At 63.7% G+C, this 17117-nt stretch carries 18 protein-coding genes; 8 read left to right on the top strand and 10 right to left on the bottom strand.

Annotated elements, in window-relative coordinates; all coding sequences use genetic code 11:
* Positions 1–16: 16 nt before the first annotated feature.
* The 5 genes from AC1RLZ_RS06605 to AC1RLZ_RS06585 form a co-directional block, all read right to left on the bottom strand.
* Positions 17–613, bottom strand: a complete 597-nt coding sequence (locus tag AC1RLZ_RS06605) for a thiamine pyrophosphate-dependent enzyme (RefSeq protein WP_493187958.1) — start codon at positions 611–613, stop codon at positions 17–19.
* Positions 601–1143, bottom strand: coding sequence for a thiamine pyrophosphate-binding protein (locus AC1RLZ_RS06600; protein WP_493187957.1), 543 nt, complete (start codon positions 1141–1143; stop codon positions 601–603). The genes AC1RLZ_RS06605 and AC1RLZ_RS06600 overlap by 13 nt, the downstream gene beginning before the upstream one ends.
* Before the next feature lie 146 nt (positions 1144–1289).
* The gene (locus AC1RLZ_RS06595; protein WP_493187956.1) at positions 1290–2228 is read right to left on the bottom strand and encodes a LysR substrate-binding domain-containing protein; all 939 of its coding nucleotides are present in this window, start codon (positions 2226–2228) and stop codon (positions 1290–1292) included.
* Positions 2229–2262: 34 nt separating this feature from the next.
* Positions 2263–3195: a 4-hydroxybenzoate octaprenyltransferase gene (gene ubiA / locus AC1RLZ_RS06590; protein WP_493187955.1), complete on the bottom strand. Its 933-nt coding sequence runs from the start codon at positions 3193–3195 to the stop codon at positions 2263–2265.
* A gap of 25 nt (positions 3196–3220) precedes the next feature.
* Entirely contained in the window at positions 3221–3922 is a 702-nt protein-coding gene (locus tag AC1RLZ_RS06585; RefSeq protein ID WP_371423682.1) for a hypothetical protein, read from the bottom strand.
* Between the two features lie 202 nt (positions 3923–4124).
* On the opposite strand from AC1RLZ_RS06585, the gene AC1RLZ_RS06580 reads away from it, so the two are divergent.
* From AC1RLZ_RS06580 to AC1RLZ_RS06560, 5 genes are all read left to right on the top strand, one after another.
* Positions 4125–4889 (top strand): 16S rRNA (uracil(1498)-N(3))-methyltransferase, encoded by a 765-nt coding sequence (locus AC1RLZ_RS06580; RefSeq protein ID WP_493187954.1) that lies wholly within the window; start codon positions 4125–4127, stop codon positions 4887–4889.
* A 113-nt stretch (positions 4890–5002) separates the two neighbouring features.
* Entirely contained in the window at positions 5003–6169 is a 1167-nt protein-coding gene (locus AC1RLZ_RS06575; protein ID WP_493187953.1) for an ATP phosphoribosyltransferase regulatory subunit, read from the top strand.
* Positions 6166–7143, top strand: coding sequence for an ATP phosphoribosyltransferase (hisG, locus tag AC1RLZ_RS06570; protein ID WP_493187952.1), 978 nt, complete (start codon positions 6166–6168; stop codon positions 7141–7143). Before AC1RLZ_RS06575 ends, hisG begins: the two co-directional genes overlap by 4 nt.
* Before the next feature lie 93 nt (positions 7144–7236).
* Entirely contained in the window at positions 7237–8280 is a 1044-nt protein-coding gene (locus AC1RLZ_RS06565; protein ID WP_493188009.1) for a glycosyltransferase family 2 protein, read from the top strand.
* Positions 8277–9122, top strand: coding sequence for a ChbG/HpnK family deacetylase (locus AC1RLZ_RS06560; RefSeq protein ID WP_493187951.1), 846 nt, complete (start codon positions 8277–8279; stop codon positions 9120–9122). The genes AC1RLZ_RS06565 and AC1RLZ_RS06560 overlap by 4 nt, the downstream gene beginning before the upstream one ends.
* Here AC1RLZ_RS06560 and AC1RLZ_RS06555 read toward each other — a convergent pair.
* The gene (locus AC1RLZ_RS06555; RefSeq protein ID WP_371423677.1) at positions 9119–10090 is read right to left on the bottom strand and encodes a tripartite tricarboxylate transporter substrate-binding protein; all 972 of its coding nucleotides are present in this window, start codon (positions 10088–10090) and stop codon (positions 9119–9121) included. The genes AC1RLZ_RS06560 and AC1RLZ_RS06555 overlap by 4 nt on opposite strands.
* Before the next feature lie 79 nt (positions 10091–10169).
* Positions 10170–11243: a tartrate dehydrogenase gene (locus AC1RLZ_RS06550; RefSeq protein ID WP_371423676.1), complete on the bottom strand. Its 1074-nt coding sequence runs from the start codon at positions 11241–11243 to the stop codon at positions 10170–10172.
* A 132-nt stretch (positions 11244–11375) separates the two neighbouring features.
* On the opposite strand from AC1RLZ_RS06550, the gene AC1RLZ_RS06545 reads away from it, so the two are divergent.
* Positions 11376–12281 carry a LysR family transcriptional regulator gene (locus AC1RLZ_RS06545; RefSeq protein WP_493187950.1) on the top strand — a complete coding sequence of 302 codons (906 nt, stop codon included), beginning with the start codon at positions 11376–11378 and terminating at the stop codon, positions 12279–12281.
* 122 nt (positions 12282–12403) lie between these two features.
* Positions 12404–13213 carry a DUF2076 domain-containing protein gene (locus tag AC1RLZ_RS06540; protein ID WP_493187949.1) on the top strand — a complete coding sequence of 270 codons (810 nt, stop codon included), beginning with the start codon at positions 12404–12406 and terminating at the stop codon, positions 13211–13213.
* Positions 13214–13281: 68 nt separating this feature from the next.
* On the opposite strand, the gene AC1RLZ_RS06535 is transcribed toward AC1RLZ_RS06540, so the two are convergent.
* Positions 13282–14073, bottom strand: a complete 792-nt coding sequence (locus AC1RLZ_RS06535; protein ID WP_493187948.1) for a L,D-transpeptidase — start codon at positions 14071–14073, stop codon at positions 13282–13284.
* A 296-nt stretch (positions 14074–14369) separates the two neighbouring features.
* Here AC1RLZ_RS06535 and AC1RLZ_RS06530 point away from each other — a divergent pair, with 296 nt between their 5' ends.
* Positions 14370–15140, top strand: a complete 771-nt coding sequence (locus AC1RLZ_RS06530) for a protein phosphatase CheZ (RefSeq protein ID WP_371423672.1) — start codon at positions 14370–14372, stop codon at positions 15138–15140.
* Between the two features lie 13 nt (positions 15141–15153).
* On the opposite strand, the gene AC1RLZ_RS06525 is transcribed toward AC1RLZ_RS06530, so the two are convergent.
* A complete protein-coding gene (locus tag AC1RLZ_RS06525; protein ID WP_493187947.1) occupies positions 15154–16362 on the bottom strand; it encodes an MFS transporter in 1209 nt (402 codons plus the stop codon).
* Between the two features lie 47 nt (positions 16363–16409).
* The gene (locus AC1RLZ_RS06520) at positions 16410–16937 is read right to left on the bottom strand and encodes a hypothetical protein (RefSeq protein WP_493187946.1); all 528 of its coding nucleotides are present in this window, start codon (positions 16935–16937) and stop codon (positions 16410–16412) included.
* Positions 16938–17117 lie beyond the last annotated feature (180 nt).

The following is a 17117-nucleotide window of genomic DNA, read 5'->3' as shown; positions in this document are numbered from 1 at the left end:
ACGCCCTTCCCTTTGTTCAGAGCGGCGTGTGTCCGAGCGCTGCGCGGAACCGGTTCTTCACATAGACACCGTCGCGCGGCGGCAGCACGCGCGGCGGGTTTTCGGCTTTCACCTTGATGGTCGCGAGCCTGACGCCATCGCGTGACGACAGGCGGCCACGCAGATCCTCCACGCCGGCCATGTCGCGAATCTCGCGCGTCCACCCAAAGCCGCAGGCCTGCGCCACGCGATCGAGATTGACGCCTAGACCCGCGTGGCTGACCTGCATGCCGGTCTCGCCGAAATGCCCGTTGTCGAGAATCGCGATGGTGAGATTCGCCGGCTTGCGGGTGGCGATGGTGGCAAGCCCGCCCATCCCCATCAGCATCTCGCCATCGCCGGTGATGACCAGAACCGAATGATCCGGCTTCGCCGTGGCCAAGCCAAGGCCGACCATGGCCGCGCTGCCCATTGCCGCCCAGAGATAATAGTTGTTGTCGTGATCGCCGGCCGCCATCACGTCATAGGATGGTGAGCCGAGGCCAGTCACAACAAGCAGATCCTTGCGGCCGGCCAGCAGCTTCTGCACGACCTCGCGGCGATCGAGCGCGCCGCCTGCGTTTACTTGACCCACTGCTTCTCTCCAATCAAACGCTGCCCCAGGAGCAATGCGCAGGCTGCATCGCCATTGAATGCCATCGATGCAGCGCCATGCAACAGCGGCGCAACATCCTGCGGCTCGTCGGCGCGCCAGGTCAGCACGCCCATCAGGTTAAGCGCCTTCTCCGTCGCCTGCCCCATCGGGTTTTGCCAGCCGTTGAACTCGGCCCAGTCGCCGCGCATGGTCACGACCATCAGCAGCGGAAAGCGCGTACAGGCCTGCAGCGCCAGTGTGTTGATACAATTGCCGACGCCGCTGGACTGCATCAGCAGCGCGCCGCGCTCGCCGCCGAGCCAGGCGCCTGCGAGATAGCCGATGCCCTCTTCTTCTGTCGTCAGCACCACGGAATTGATCGCATTGTCCTCATCGGCGAGACGGATCGCCGTCGAATGCCCGGCGTCGGGCACATAGACCACGTGCTTGACGTCCGCCTCCTTCAGGATGCGGAACACATCATGCCGCCAATCCACCTGTGAACCGGGCGTGGGCCCTGCATCGGTCATTCCAGTCTCCATTGCTCGCAACAATGCGCGGCGTCAGGCTTAGCGTAAAGCAGACGGCGCATCGCATACCGATTTGCATAAGGAGATATGCCGAGATTTGATCTCTGGCGTTGCAACATCAGTCGCGCGCGAATGGTGCGACGCAGCTACTCTTTCCGGGGATCGATCATGTGGCCGACCCAGATATTCCGGGCGACGAGATCGGCCGCGATCTCTGTGAATGTATCACCGACAAAACGCGCCGCCGCGCTGACCGAGCGGTCTGCCGGATAGGCCAGCACCAGCTTGCGCGCCGGTGTGGGATCGACCAAGGGCGCCGCACACAGCACGCCGCTTTCGACCAGCGCATGGATCGGCGCAAGCGGAAGCGCGGTGGAGCCGACGCCATTGCGCACCAGATCGATCATCGCGCCGAAGGAATCCGCCTCGACGCTGCCGCGCAATTGGATGCCGGCCTGCCGCGCGCATTCTTCCATGATCCCGCGCAAGCCGTGGCGCAGGCTGGGGAGAACCAGCTCTTCGTGAGCCAGCGCCGCGAACGGAACGGGACGATCCATTCGCAATCCCCTGCTGCCGGCACTGACGAATAACAGGTTCTCCATCATGACCGGCACGATGCGGAGCGAGCGCAGCGGCTGCGGATCATAGGATACTGCGAGTTCGAGCTCGCCGCGCTGCAGCCAGTCGAGCAGATGGCCCGTGAAAGCCGATGACAGCCGGATCGAGAGGTGCGGATGTACGTCCTTGATTCTCTTGACCAGGGGAACGGTGACGATCTCCGCCACGGTCGGCGTCGTGCCGATGGAGACCAGCCCCTTGAACGAGGCGCTCTCCTCCGAGGCGACATTGCGGATGGCATCGAGCTCGGTCATCACGCGGGTGGCGTGGTTGAGAACTTCGCGGCCGATCTCCGTGATGACCATGCCGCGCCCGTGCCGTTCGAACAGCACGGCGCCGAGCTCCTTTTCCAGAAGTCTGATCTGCCGGCTCAAGGCCGGCTGCGCGATGCGCAGGCGATCGGCGGCCTTGCTCAGGCTGCCCAGTTCGGCCACGTGGATGAGTGTCTTGAGCTGCGCGACGTCCATCTCTGTGGGTCCATCAATGCTTCAGGCGGCGCGATTACGCCGCACGCATGATGGCATCCACAAGCAATCCTGCAAACAGCAGCAGCCCCGCGTCGCGGTTGGATTTGAACAGCCGCAGGCATAATGCGGAGTCGCTGATATCGGTGCGTGCGACCTGCCAGACCAGATGCAGTGCGAACGCCGCGAGGCCGAGCCATGCCGGCCAGCGTGCGCCGGCCAGCAGCAGCGACGCGCCGATCAGCAACACCGCCGCGCCGTAGAACAGCATCAATGCCTGACGCGTGCGTTCGCCAAACAGCAGCGCGGTCGATTTCACGCCGATCAGTGCGTCGTCCTCGGTGTCCTGATGGGCGTAGAGCGTGTCATAGGCGATCACCCAGCAGATTGACCCGGCATATAAAGCCAGCGCCGTCGCATCGATGCGGCCGAACACCACGGCGAAGCCCATCAGCGCGCCCCACGAGAAGGCGAGGCCGAGCACGCTCTGCGGCCAGTAGGTGATGCGCTTCATGAAGGGATAGGCAGCAACGATGCCCAGCGAAGCGATACCCGTGGCAATGGCGAAGGTGTTGAATTGCAGCAGCACCACGAGGCCGATCAGCGCCTGCAGCACCAGAAATGCAAAAGCCTGTTTCGCCGTGACCTGCCCGGCCGGGATCGGCCGCGAGCGCGTGCGCTCGACCTTGGCGTCAAGGTCGCGATCGGTGATGTCGTTCCAGGTGCAGCCGGCACCGCGCATGACGAAGGCGCCGATGAAGAACAGCGCGATCATCTTCGGCAATTGATGGATATCGTGCGCCATGCCGGAGGCAAGTGCCGCCGACCACCAGCATGGCATCAGCAGCAACCATGAGCCGATCGGACGGTCGAAGCGCGACAGCCGCAGATAGGGCCGCGACCACAACGGCGCCGAGCGATCAACCCAGTTGCCGGTCGCATCCGCGACGCGGGCGGCCGCGTCGCTCATTGGAACAGAATGATCTGCCACCCGATCATCGGGTGAGCACGTTGCCGTTCAGCGTATCGAAGGTGGTGCCGCCGCTCTTGCGCGCATTGTTCGCTTCCGGCAGCGAGGCCGAGGAGCCCAACACGTCGCTGAGGCGCGGTGCAGCCGCCGGGCCACCACCACGCTGCTGCTGACTGGCAACGCTGCAGACCTTCTGCCGCATGCCTTCGGTGTTCTTGTGGCCGGTCTTCATCTGCTCGCCGACATTCGGCGGAATGCCGCACTTCTGCGCATTCGCCTCGATGTATTTGATCATCTTGACTTCGGTCTGCGAGAAAGAGGTGATCAGCTTGCAGGCCTCGTCCGGAGGCGCGCGACGCTCGCTCGCCGCCTTGATGGCAGCGCCCTTCTTTTCGGCGTCCTGGCGCAACGGCAGAAAGCCCTTCATGCAATCTTCGCCGCCGGGCGGACCCGCCTGCTGCGGCGGGGGAGCGCCGAAGCCGCCGCCACCGATTGGCGCTGCGCCATTCGAGGGAAACGCGCTGGGCGCAGCCGCTGCACCATTGACCGGCGGAAATGGCGAAGCCGCCGGCGCGCCATTTACCGGCGGGAACGGCGACGAACTGGCAGGCGCAGCAGCGCTATTGCCCGGCAACGGCGCGGGAAACGCGCCCTGGGCATGAACTTCGATAGCCTGCATGGCGAAGACAGCCATGGTGAGCGGCACAATCAAACGACGGATGATCACAGATATTCCTCCGGCAGCTCAGTGCCCCGACTGAACGGGGGCGAAGCCCATCCTGATTCAGGACTTTCTACGATTCCTGCCAAGCCTTAACAACCCACCAACAGCACGGGGATTCGGGCGGCAGCACGGCGCAAACCCGCGATCCCGCATGATAATTCGTCGCAGTTGGGCTAAAGCTCGCCCTCTGAATGGAACATGAACGATGCCGCAAGCCGATTTCCGCAGTCCCCGCCTGTTTGTCGATGCGCCTTTTGCAGCCGACGCGACCATTTCGCTCGACCGCAACCAGAGCAATTACCTCGGCAATGTGCTGCGGCTCAGCGCCGGCGCCTCGGTGCTGGTGTTCAATGGCAAGGACGGGGAATGGCAGGCCGCCATTTCCGGCGGCAAGCGGGCAGACCGCCTGACCCTGCTGGCGCAAACGCGGCCGCAGGATCGCCTGCCCGACGTGACCTATGTGTTCGCGCCGCTGAAACATGCCCGGCTCGATTACATGGTGCAGAAAGCCATCGAGATGGGCTCGGCGGCGCTGCAGCCGGTCATGACGCGCTTTACCCAGGCCAGCCGGGTGAATACCGAGCGGATGCGCGCCAATGTGGTCGAGGCGGCCGAACAATGCGGGATTCTGAGCGTGGCCACTGTGGCCGAACCGCTGAACCTGCCCAAATATCTCGACCAGCGGGATGCCAGCCGACTGCTGATCTTCTGCGACGAGGCCGCTGAAGTGGCCGATCCCGTGGCCGCGCTGACCGGTGCCCGGGAGGCCGCAGCGAACGGAATCGATGTCTTGATTGGCCCGGAAGGCGGCTTTGCCGAGGAAGAGCGGGCTTTGCTGCTGAAACAGGCCAATATCCTGCGGCTGGCGCTCGGACCGCGGATCATGCGGGCCGATACGGCGGCCGTCGCGGCGCTGGCGCTGGTGCAGACCGCACTTGGTGACTGGAATGGTAACCAAGTAGGCAAATAACCCGCTGCCATGACCCGACATTAAGGCCACCGGGCGATGGTGGTCGAAACGTCGCAACCGCCATGCTATGGGCTGCGCCAACGACCACTCTGTTGAGATTGCTGGACTTCGAGATGACCAAACCCGCCGCCCCTCGCGCGACCGGATCCGCTGCCTGGGCGGATGCGCTGCTGTTGTCGTTTGCCGAGGCTGGCTATGCCCATGCCGAGCCGGCGATCCTGCAGCCGGCCGACCCGTTCCTCGACATGTCCGGCGAAGACATCCGCAAGAGCCTGTATCTGACGACTGATGCGTCGGGCGAAGAGCTGTGCCTGCGCCCGGATCTGACGATCCCGGTGGCGCGCGACTATCTCGCCTCACCGCAGGCCGGCCAGCCCGCGGGCTTCAGCTATCTCGGCCCGGTGTTCCGTTATCGGCAGGGCACGCCCAGCGAATTTCAGCAGGCCGGTATCGAATCCTTCGGCCGTCAGGACCGTGCCGCCGCCGACGCCGAAATGCTGGCGCTCGGTCTCGAGGCGACGGCAGCCTTCGGCCTCAGCGATATCGAAATCCGCACCGGCGACGTCGCGCTGTTCGCGGCGCTGATCGAGGCGCTCGACCTCTATCCGGTGTGGAAGCGCCGGCTGATGAAGGACTTCAACCGCAAAATCAGCCTGGCCCACGATCTCGACCGGCTCACCCTCGCGGAATCGCCGGTGCGCAACGAATATGAAGGCGTGCTCGCCGCGCTGGCTGGCTCTGACCGCAAGGCGGCGCTGGCACTCGTCACCGACCTGATGTCGATTGCCGGCGCCACCAATGTTGGCGGCCGTTCGGTGGCAGAGATCGCCGACCGCTTCCTCGAACAATCGACACTGAAGGGCGGCGCACTGCCGCGCGATGCGCTGGTGCTGATCAAGCGCTTCCTCGCCATCTCAGGCGATCCCGACGACGCCCTGCAGCAACTGCGCAAGCTCGCCTCCGATGCCAAACTCAACATCACGGCCGCCATCGACGAATTCGAAAGCCGCATCGGCTTCATGGCGGCGCGCGGTATCGACACCACCAGGACGCGTTTCTCGACCTCGTTCGGCCGGGGCGTCGATTACTACACCGGCTTCGAATTCGAACTGCACCGCAAGGACAACGGCACCGAGCCGCTGGTCGCCGGTGGCCGCTATGACGGGTTGTTGACGCAGCTCGGGTCCGCCACGCCGATCCCTGCGGTCGGCTTCTCGGTCTGGATCGAAACCTTGACCCAACACGCCTCCTCGGCGCTCGTTTCCGGGAGTGCGTCATGACCGCACCATTCGTCCTCGCCGTTCCGTCCAAGGGCCGTCTGCAGGAAAACGCCGAAGCCTTCTTCACCCGCGCCGGCCTGACGCTGGCGAAGCCGGGCGGCGTGCGCGATTACCGCGGCACCATTGCCGGCTTCGACAATGTCGAAATCGCCTATCTCTCGGCCAGCGAGATCGCCTCGAACCTGGCGCGCGGCGCCGTGCATCTCGGCATCACCGGCGAAGATCTGCTGCGCGAGAGCATCCCCGACGCCGACAAGAAAGTTGCACTGATCGAAGGCCTCGGCTTCGGCAGCGCCAATGTGGTGGTCGCCGTGCCGCAGGCCTGGATCGACGTCCGCACCATGGCCGATCTCGACGACGTCACCACCGGCTTCCGCGCCCAGCACAATCGCCGCATGCGCGTCGCCACGAAGTATATCAACCTGACACGCAACTTCTTCGCGTCCCACGGCGTGGTCGACTACCGCATCGTCGAAAGCGCCGGCGCCACCGAAGGCGCACCTGCCACCGGCACCGCCGAACTGATCGTCGATATCACCACCACCGGCGCGACCCTCGTCGCCAACGGCCTCAAGGTACTCGATGACGGCGTGATCCTGCGCAGCCAGGCCAATCTCGTCGCCTCGCGCGCCGCCGACTGGTCGCCGCAGGCGCGTGAAACCGCGAGCATCATTCTCGATCACATCGCCGCACGCGCCCGCGCCAGCAAGTACAAGGAAGTGCGCACGCGCTTTGCCGACTGCAATCAGGCGCTGCTCACCGAGGCACATAACCGCTTCGGCGTGGTGTCGCCCTTTGGCGGCCCGACCTCATCGGGCATGATCACCCTGCACTGCCCGCCGGCGCAGCTCTATGCGCTCAGCAGCTTCCTGCGTGCCAATGGCGCAGATACCGTCTCGGTCGCATCGCTCGACTATGTGATGGATCGCGAGAATCCGCTGTTCGCCAAACTTGAGGCCTTCCTGCGGCAGTAATGCGCAGCGCCGCGTTTCGCCTTGCTGGCGAGCGCACGGGCTGATTACCATATGATTCATGAGCCTGTTTTGAATACTGGAATCTGATCGATGATGCTGGGCAGCGACGTCTCAAGCCTGTCGACCGATGCCGCGACCGCCGCGGCACAAGGTCTGTCGATCGTTGTACCTGTCTACAACGAGGCGCCCGGCCTCGCCTTGTTTCATGAGCGGCTGGCCGCGCTCGCGACCACGCTGAAGGAACGCCACGGCCTCGCCTGCGAAGTCGTCTATGTCGATGACGGCAGCGCCGACGGCACGCTGGCGGTTGCGCGCAGCCTGCAAGCCACCTCGCTCGACGTTCAGGTCGTGTCGCTGTCGCGCAATTTCGGCAAGGAAGCCGCGCTTATGGCGGGGCTCGACCATGTCACCAAGGGCGCCGTGCTGTTCATGGATGGCGACGGCCAGCATCCGCCATCGCTGGTCGAACAGCTGGTGCGCCACTGGATCGTCGAAGGCTATGACGTCGTCTACACGGCCAAAGCCCATCGCGACAACGAGTCCTTCCTGCGCCGCCAGGCCGTGCGCGGCTTCTATGCGCTGATCAACTGGGGCGCGCGGCAAAAGATTCCGGAAGACGCCGGCGACTTCCGTTTGCTGTCGCCGCGTGCGGCGGCGGCGCTGCGCCAACTGCCGGAGCGCAACCGGTTCTTCAAGGGACTGGCAACCTGGATCGGCTTCCGCCAGCTCCGTGTCGACTATGAGCCGGCGGCGCGCGAACACGGCGTCACTTCGTTCAACCCGAAACAGCTGATCGGCCTGTCGATCGAAGGACTGACCTCGTTCTCCGTCGCGCCGCTGCGTTTCGCCAGCCTGCTCGGGCTGCTGCTCGCCTTCGGCGCGTTCCTGTTCGGTCTGTCGATCCTGTGGGAGACGATGATCTCCGGCAAATCCGTGCCGGGCTATCCGTCGCTGGTCGTCGGCCTGATGACCATCGGTGGCGTGCAGCTGATCATGATCGGCGTACTCGGCGAATATATCGGCAAGATCCTCTCCGAGCTGAAAGCGCGGCCGATCTATTTCGTCGCCGAGCACAGCGTGAAGCGCAATGCCCCCGATAATGCGGCGCAAACCACCGACCGGACCGCCGCCGAATGACCGGCGCAGCCCTGCGCCGCATCACACTCTGTGCCGACGACTACGGCATCAGCCCCGGCGTCAATCAGGGCATCCGTGAACTCATCGCGCTTGGACGTCTCAATGCGACTTCGGTGATGGTTGTCGGCCCCGCCATCACCCGCGATGACGTCAGCGCCTTGCAGGACGCCGTCGCGAAGAACCCGAATTGCGAGATCGGACTCCACGCAACGCTGACTGCGCCGTTTCATCCGCTGACGATGCACTACCGGCCGCTGCGCGATGAACTGTTCCTGCCACTCGGCAGGATGCTGCGTTTCAGTCTGCTGCGAAAACTCGATCGCGAGGCCGTCGAAACCGAGCTGACGGCGCAGATCGCGAAGTTTGCGGCCCTGTTCGGGCGCCCCCCTGACTATGTCGACGGGCACCAGCACGTGCAGACCTTCCCGCGGGTGCGCGACGCGATCCTCGCATCAGTGAAGAAACATGCGCCCAAGGCCTGGGTGCGGCAATCCGGCCGCGTGCTGCCTTTGGGCCAACGCCTCGATAATCCAAAGGCGCTGTTGCTCGACACGCTCAGCGCCACGTTTCGCCGGCGTGCGACGCGCGCCGGCGTGACGTTCAATCGGGGATTCGCCGGCGCCTATGATTTCACCAGGCAAACCGACTTCGGTGCGCTGATGGCCGGCTTCCTCGACGGCCTCCCGGACGGCGGACTGGTGATGTGCCATCCGGGCCATGTCGATGAGATCCTGATCGACCTCGATCCGTTCACCGATCAGCGCGAGCGCGAATACCGGTATCTGGCAAGCGATGCCTTCGCGCAGTTGCTGGCAGCGAACAACGTCACGCTGGCGCGTTAGTCGGCGAACTGTCCACTCGCCTTGATGATCGGCGCCCAGCGGTCGACTTCGCTGTCGAGCTGCTTCTTCAACGCCTGCGGCGTGGCCTGATCCTGCGGTACGGGATCGGTGTTGATGTCGTTGAAGCGCTTGATCAGCTCGGGATCACGCAGCGATTCCTGCAGCGTCTTGGCGAGTTTCTGCACGACGTCATCCGGCGTGCCCTTCGGCGCATAGATGCCGTGCCAGGCGCCAGCCTCGAAGCCTTTCAGGCCAGCCTCATCTGCAGTGGGCAGATCCGGCATGGACGACAGACGAGTCTTTGTGGTGATGGCGTAGCTCTTGACGAGTTTCGCCGCGATCGGGCCGGTGGTGTTGGTCGTCTGGTCACAGGTGAGGTCGATCTGGCCCGCGATCAAATCGTTCATCACCGGGCCGTTGCCCTTGTAGGGCACCGACAGTATCTGCTTGTCGATGGCATTCATGAACATCAGGCCGCAGAGTTGCGAGGCCGCGCCGAGGCCGGCATTGCCGAAGGTCATCTTGTCGCCGTTGGCCTTGATATAGGTGATCAGCTCGGCCAGCGAATTCGGCGGCAGGTTCGGCCGCGCAATGATGGTCATCGGCGCATTGGTGACGAGACCGATCGGCGCGAAGGCGGTCTTGGTGTCGTAGGGCAGCTTGCGATACAGCGTTGCCGCCGTCGAAATGCCAATGTGATGGATCAGGATCGTGTAGCCGTCCGGCTCTGCGCGTGCGGCGCGTGCCGCGGCGATGGTGCCGCCGGCGCCGGTGGCATTTTCAATGATGATGGTCTGGCCGAGCAACTTCGACATGGTCGCCGCAGTGACGCGCGCGACCGTGTCGGTGGCCCCGCCGGCCGCGAACGGCACGAGCATGGTGATCGGCCTGTTCGGATAGTTGCTTTGCGCGAACGCGGCTGAACTCACCATTGCAAGTACGGTGGCCAGTATGGCTGAGCGTTTCATGTGGTTCTCCCGGTGAAATTCGTTGTTTTTATTGGTCGTTTGATCGCCCCGGCATTGGCCGGGACGATTGAAAATGGCGTCAGACGTTCGAACTATGGATCGCGTCCACCACAGCGTCGGTCACTTCTTTCGTTGTGGCCTTGCCGCCGACATCGGGCGTGATAATCCCGGCTTCGCAGACTTTCTCCACGGCACGCATCAGCCGCGCAGAAGCATCCGGCTCGCCGAGATGATCGAGCATCTGCGCCGCAGTCCAGAAACTCGCGACGGGATTGGCGATGCCCTTGCCGGTGATATCGAAGGCCGAGCCGTGGATCGGTTCGAACATCGAGGGGAATCGGCGCTCCGGATCGATATTCGCCGTCGGCGCGACGCCGAGGCTGCCGGCCAGTGCGCCGGCGAGGTCAGAGAGAATGTCGGCGTGAAGATTGGTCGCGACGATGGTGTCGAGGCTCTGCGGCTTCAGCGTCATTCGCACCGTCATGGCGTCGACCAGCATCTTGTCCCAGGTGACGTCGGGGAATTCCTGCGACACCTCGTCGGCAATCTCGTCCCACATCACCATGCCGTGACGCTGCGCGTTCGACTTGGTGACAACAGTGAGCAGTTTTCGCGGACGCGACTGCGCCAGCTTGAACGCATAGCGCATGATCCGCTGTACGCCGACGCGGGTGAACACCGACACTTCGGTGCCGACTTCCTCGGGCAGTCCGCGATGCACGCGGCCGCCGCAGCCGGCATATTCACCTTCGGAATTCTCGCGCACGATCACCCAGTCGAGATCGCCGGTGTTCACGTTGCGCAGCGGCGAGGTGATGCCGGGCAGGATCTTGGTCGGGCGCACATTGGCGTATTGGTCGAAGCCCTGGCAGATCGGCAACCGCAGACCCCAGAGCGTGATGTGATCCGGCACGTCGGGCGCACCCACCGCGCCGAAATAGATCGCGTCGAACTTCTTCAGTTTCGGCAGGCCGTCGGCCGGCATCATCACGCCGTGCTTGCGGTAATAGGCCGAGCCCCAGTCGAAGGTCTCGACATTGAAAGTGACATCGCCGACGCGCTTCTGCAGCGCTTCCAGCACACGGGTACCGGCGGCGATGACTTCGGGGCCGATGCCGTCGGCCGGAATGGCCGCGATGGAATATTCGCGCATGGTGAGGTCTCTGCTGGGTTGAGTTGATTAGTCCCACCCTGCAGGCCGGCAGCGCCGGGCTCAATCGCATTTTATTGTACAAATAAATGATATAATGGATTGTCGGGCGACAAGAGTTCGCCAGGAGGACCGATGGACCTGCATCAGCTGCGCTGTTTTGTCGTCGCGGCGGACGAGCTGCATTTCGGCCGCGCCGCGCAGCGGCTCGAGATGATGCCGTCGGCGCTCGGCCGCACCATCCGCATGCTGGAAGACGATCTCGGCACGCGCCTGCTGACGCGCACAACGCGCAGCGTTGCATTGACCGACGACGGTGCCGAATTTCTGCAACAGGCGCGCGACCTCATCGCCCATGCCGACCAGATCGCATCGTCATTCCGCGAACGCGTGCGCGCCCGCGCCGCCACGATCCGCGTTGGTGCGATCGACAGCGCCGCCGCCGGACTACTTCCGGCATTGCTTCACGATCTTCGTGAGCAAGCTCCGAACGTCGCGATCAGGCTGATTGAGGACAAGACGATCCGCCTACTCCCTCGCCTGCTTTCCGGCCGGCTCGATCTCGCTTTCGTCCGGCCGCCTCAGAGCGCCGACAAGCGGCTGGAATTCATGTTTCTGTTTCACGAGACGGCGGTGGTGGCCATCTCCGAACGACATCCGCTGGCATCGCGCGCGACTCTGTCGATCTCGGACATTGCTGACGAACCGCTGATCGTGCCGGAGCGACGTTCGCGGCCGCATAGTCACGACCTGACGATGAAGCTGTTTGCAGAGTCCGGACTACAGGCAAATGTCGTCCAGATTGCCGATGAGAAGCAGACCATCGTCAATCTCGTGGCCGCCGAGATCGGGCTGGCAATCGTGCCGCGCTGGACCTCGCGCATGCCCGCGCGCGGGGTTCGCTATATGCCACTGGGCATGGCGGCCATGAACAGACTGCCCCTCGCCGCCGCCTGGGTCAGAGGGACCCGCGATCCGGCACGGGATCAGGTGCTCGACTTGCTGCAGCACAACCTCGCACGCTATGCCCGCGAGGCGTGAGGCCCCTCACCTGCTGTTTTGTCGCATACCGAAATTTAATCCGGAGGGCACTATTCGCGACACAAAGCGTCATTACATCTCCTGCGCGCTATTCGAGGCGCGGCTTTGAGACAGAGGACGCCATGACACCGCAAGAACGCCAACTGGTTGACGATCTCTTTGACCGGCTCAGCAAGGTTGAAGGCGCGCCACGCGATCCGGACGCCCTCGACGCCATTGCGCAGGGCCAGCGCCGCGCACCCAATGCGCGGTATGCGCTGGTGCAGACCGTATTGCTGCAGGACGAAGCGCTGAAGCGCGCCCATGAGCGCATCCAGCAGCTCGAAGGTAACGGCGCCCCCGAACAGGCTCCGCAGGGCGGCTTTCTCGATTCGATGCGTGACGCCCTGTTCGGTCAGGCTCAGAGCCCCAACCCGCCGCGCGGCTCCGTGCCGAGCGTACGCCCGCCCGAGCCGAGCCGCGCTGCCTGGAACACCGGACAGGTTCTCGGCCAGCCGCAGCCGCAAGGTGGCTATGGTCAGGGCGGATACGGCCAAGGTCCGGGACCGGGCCAGTTCGGCCAGCAGCAGCCCCAGGCTGGCGGTGGCGGCGGTTCGTTTCTGGGTACCGCAGCGGCGGCCGCAGCCGGCGTGGTCGGCGGCTCGCTTCTGCTCGGCAGTATCCGTTCGATGATGGGCGGCAGCCACCAGCAAGGTTTCGGCGACGCCGCCAATGCCAGCGAGAGCAGGAGCCCCTGGAGCTCCGGTTCGGATTCGTCCGGCGGAGGCCTCGCCAATCAGGCCGGCGTCAATGACATCGGCTCATCCGGCGGCTCCCGCGCCGGATCGTTCGATCAGGCACAGGCCGACGCCGATCAGGACCAGGATCAAGACCAGGACGACGGTGACTACGACTCCATGGACATGGATTCCGACGACAGCGATTTCGCCTGATCATCCAGACCAGCAAAGCAAAACGGCCGCTCTGATGAGCGGCCGTTTTCATTTCCAGCGACGATCGATCAGATCACGATGACCTTTGCACCGACACCGACGCGGCCATAGAGATCGATGACGTCCTCGTTGCGCATGCGGATGCAGCCTGAAGAAACGTTGGTGCCAATCGTCCATGGCTCGTTGGAGCCGTGAATACGATACAGGGTCGAGCCGAGATACATCGCGCGGGCGCCGAGCGGATTCTCCGGACCGCCTTCCATGTAACGCGGCAGGTCAGGACGGCGCGCCAGCATTTCCTTCGGCGGCGTCCACGACGGCCATTCCTTCTTCGCCGTGATCGTCTTTACACCGGACCAGGTGAAGCCCGGTCGGCCGACGCCGATGCCATAGCGCATCGCTCTGCCGCCGCCCTGTACAAGAAACAGGAACTTGTTCGGCGTATCGACGACGATGGTGCCGGCGCTTTCGCTGCCCTGATACTCGACCATCTGCGGCTGATATTTGGGATCGAGCCCGGGGCGCGCGGCATCTGCCGTTTCTTCCTGCCGATAGACACGCTGTTGCGGATCCATCGGCGGCAGCAGCGGACGTCGCTGCTCGTAGGAGTAGTCCGGCTGTTGCTGATAGCGCTGGCCCTGCTGTGCCGGACCATCGCTGAACAGAAACTCGATGAAGCCACCGCCCATGCGCGAGCGCTCGGCATAGGCCGTGCGCTGCATGGGACGCTGCGGCTGCTGCGCATAGACCACCGAAGGCTCGGCGAATGGCGCTGCGGCTTCCACCGCGAGCGCCTGATGGAATCCAGCGCCGAGGAAGGACGCGCTGGCGAGAAGCGTGAGAGAGAACTTTTTGAACATCGACGTACTCTGCACTGTTTCGTCGTGCGCGTTCTCACCTGAGAAGCGCTTTGCACACTCCGACTTAAGGTTAAAATCGCCTCGGTTTGGTAAACACAATCGCCGTTTGGATTCACCACATCGTCAGAAGGCGCTGTTCTGTCAGGTAGCGTTTATTTTGACTAAACGCGAAGGCTCCATGGTTAACTAACAGTTCCTCCAGAGATACTTGAGCATCGGCACGAAGTTCCCGCGTGAACTTCACGTTAAACTCATGCGTATACGAACGGGGAATTGATTGAACGTTGGGGGACCTGATGTCTGTTCGTCGCAAGCGATTTCGCATTGAAGAAGTTTTCGGTACTGCGCCTATGCCCAATGAAGTTGTAGGCAGCGAGCCAATGCCGATGCATCGCGAAATCATGGCCGAGCTCCGCGCGATCCGCGCGCAGATGGGAACGCCGGGCCGCAACGCCGTGACAGATCAGGTCGGCGCCGCCGCCGATCAACAAATCGCGGAAGCGCAGTCCCTGCTCGCAACCTATCGCGCACAGATCGAGCAGTGCGAAAAGCTGAAGATCGAACTCGACCTCATCCACGACGCCATTACCCGGACCAAGCAGGAAATCGCAGTTCTTCATGGCAAGAGCTTCGAAGGCGACGAAATGGCCAAGGTCAACGGTGAACTCGGCGCCGTCGTCGGCGGCACCGAAGAAGCCACGCAGCAGATCCTCGCTGCAGCCGAAGCCATCGACAACGCATCGACAGCGCTCGGCAAGGTGACCTCGCCCGATCAGCAGAAGCAGATGCTCGAAGAGATCGGCGACAATGTCGTCGCGATCTTCGAAGCCTGCAACTTCCAGGACCTCACCGGCCAGCGCATCAGCAAGGTCATGACCACCATGAAGTTCATCGAGAATCGCATCACCGCGATGATGGACATCTGGGGCGGCGTCGACGAGATCAAGGCGCACGCGCCGGCCAAGGTCGACGAGCGCGGCGAAGACGAGAAGCTGCTGAACGGTCCGAAGCTGGATGGCGATATCGGCCATGCCTCGCAGGACGATATCGACGCGATGTTCGGCTAAGGTTGATGACTGACTAACGCCGGGTGGCGACACCCGGCGGACGGATTGCCAGAAAACACCCCAGAACGATCAGGGCACCGATCGTGCCCAGTTGCAGGACGGTGCGGTCGGACAGCGTCTCGACCGCCGACGCCACCACGAACGGCGCAAAAGCCTGCACGAACAAGGCCGGCCGCGCGATACGGCCGATGACCCGGCCATAGCCCACCGGACCGAACATCAGAAGCGGCAGCGCGCCGCGCGCGATGGTCATGACGCCATTGGCGGCGCCGAAAGCGATGGCGAACAAGGCCGCCAGCGGAAACGATATTCCGGCAAAGGCCAGCATCGCAAAGGCTGACACTACGAGCACCACCGCCCCGCGCGCGATCCACAGCGGATGGGTGCGCCCCACCAGCATGAAGTCAGCCAGCCGCGATGCCACCTGCGCCGGGCCGAACATCGCACCGATGGTCACCGCCGTTGCAGCGCTGAGCCCGCCGCGTTCCAGCAGGGCCAAGAGGTTCGACGTCACGCCCGACAGAATGAAACTGTAAAGCGAGAAAGCCGCGGCCAGCAGGATGAACGGCCAGCCTTGCGGGCGCAGGGTTGCGTGCTGGGGGACGACAACGGCGTCCGCCACGGGCAGAGGCGCGACGGCAACATGGCGCGGCAATGCAAAGGCATGCAGCGGCGCAACGACAAAGGCGAAGATCGCTGCGAAGGTCAGGTAGGTGCCCCGCCAGCCGACGGCCTCAAGCAGAAGATGGGTCGCCGGCCAACCGACCGTCGAGGCAAAGCCGCCTGCAAAGGTCACGAAGGTGATCTGCCGCCGCGCCGAAGCCCCGAAGATCCGCGTCAGCGTCGCAAAGGCCGGATCGTAGAGCGACGCCGACATCGCAGCGCCGAGCAACAGCCAGCAGGCGAGATAGGTCACGGGATGATCGGCAACCGAAAACAGCGCGAGGCCCAAAGCACCAGCCAGCGCGCCGGATGCCATCACCACATTGCCGCCGTGCCGGTCGATCAATCCGCCGACGATGGGCGACAACACCCCCGATACGATCAGCCCCAACGAAAAGCCGGCCATACCGAAGGCCAGCGACCAGCCATGCGCCGCCGTGACATGCGGCATGGTCAGCACCGGAGGATAGATCAGGATGCCCCAGGTCAGGATCTGGGTGAATGCCAGCACGAGGACCGCGCGGCCCGGTCCGAAAAAAAGGTCGCGCAATCGGTGCATGATCTCACATTGTCAGCAGAATGGCGGGACCCGCACTACGCCTCAGGTCATGCCTTGGGCGCGCAGCGGACATAGACCATGTTGCCGTAGCGGACTGCTGCGTCCTTGTCGATGAAGCGGGTGACGAGAATCCGGCCGTCAAAGGAGACGATCTCGCGATCCTTCTCACCGCCGGCGGGACCGGCCGGACCGATATAGTTCTTGCCGCTCGGGCTTCCCTTGAGGCGCAGTTCCTGTGGCGTCGCCTCGTCGGCGAGATGCATGATGACCCCGCCGGTGGCACCCTGGCCAATGATATAGGGCTGCTTGCACTGGCCGCGCGCGGCGTTCTCGGTACGAACGCGATCGTTGGGGTTCATGTAGGACGCCAGACCCCAGCGGCCGACGAGTTCTTCCGACCGGATCGAGGCTGGCAGTTCCGGCGCCGGCGGAGGCTCCGGCGGCGGTGTCGGCTGCGAGTTCCCAAAGCTGAAGCCGCCCAATCCACCAGACGTGCCGCACCCGCCCAATGACAGCGCCAAAGTTGAAACGATCGCCAGATGGGCAATCGTGCGGGCGTAGCGTGACCTGATCATATCATCCCCTGAGCAAATTCCCCGACTGCCCGTCCCAGCAGCCAAGCGCAAAACACCTGACGGAGCAATAAGGCCGGCCAAGTTACGCCGATGCTCCGTTATGGTTTCCAGATCATCCCATATTGGCCTCACCAAGGCCTTAAGGCCTCGCTTGACTCAAAAAGCGTCTGGCCATATCTC

The sequence above is a fragment of the Tardiphaga sp. GW822-FHT04G09 genome, from assembly GCF_058800725.1.
Note: the sequence above shows the minus strand (reverse complement) of the source record. Positions and strands in the feature narration are given on the sequence as shown.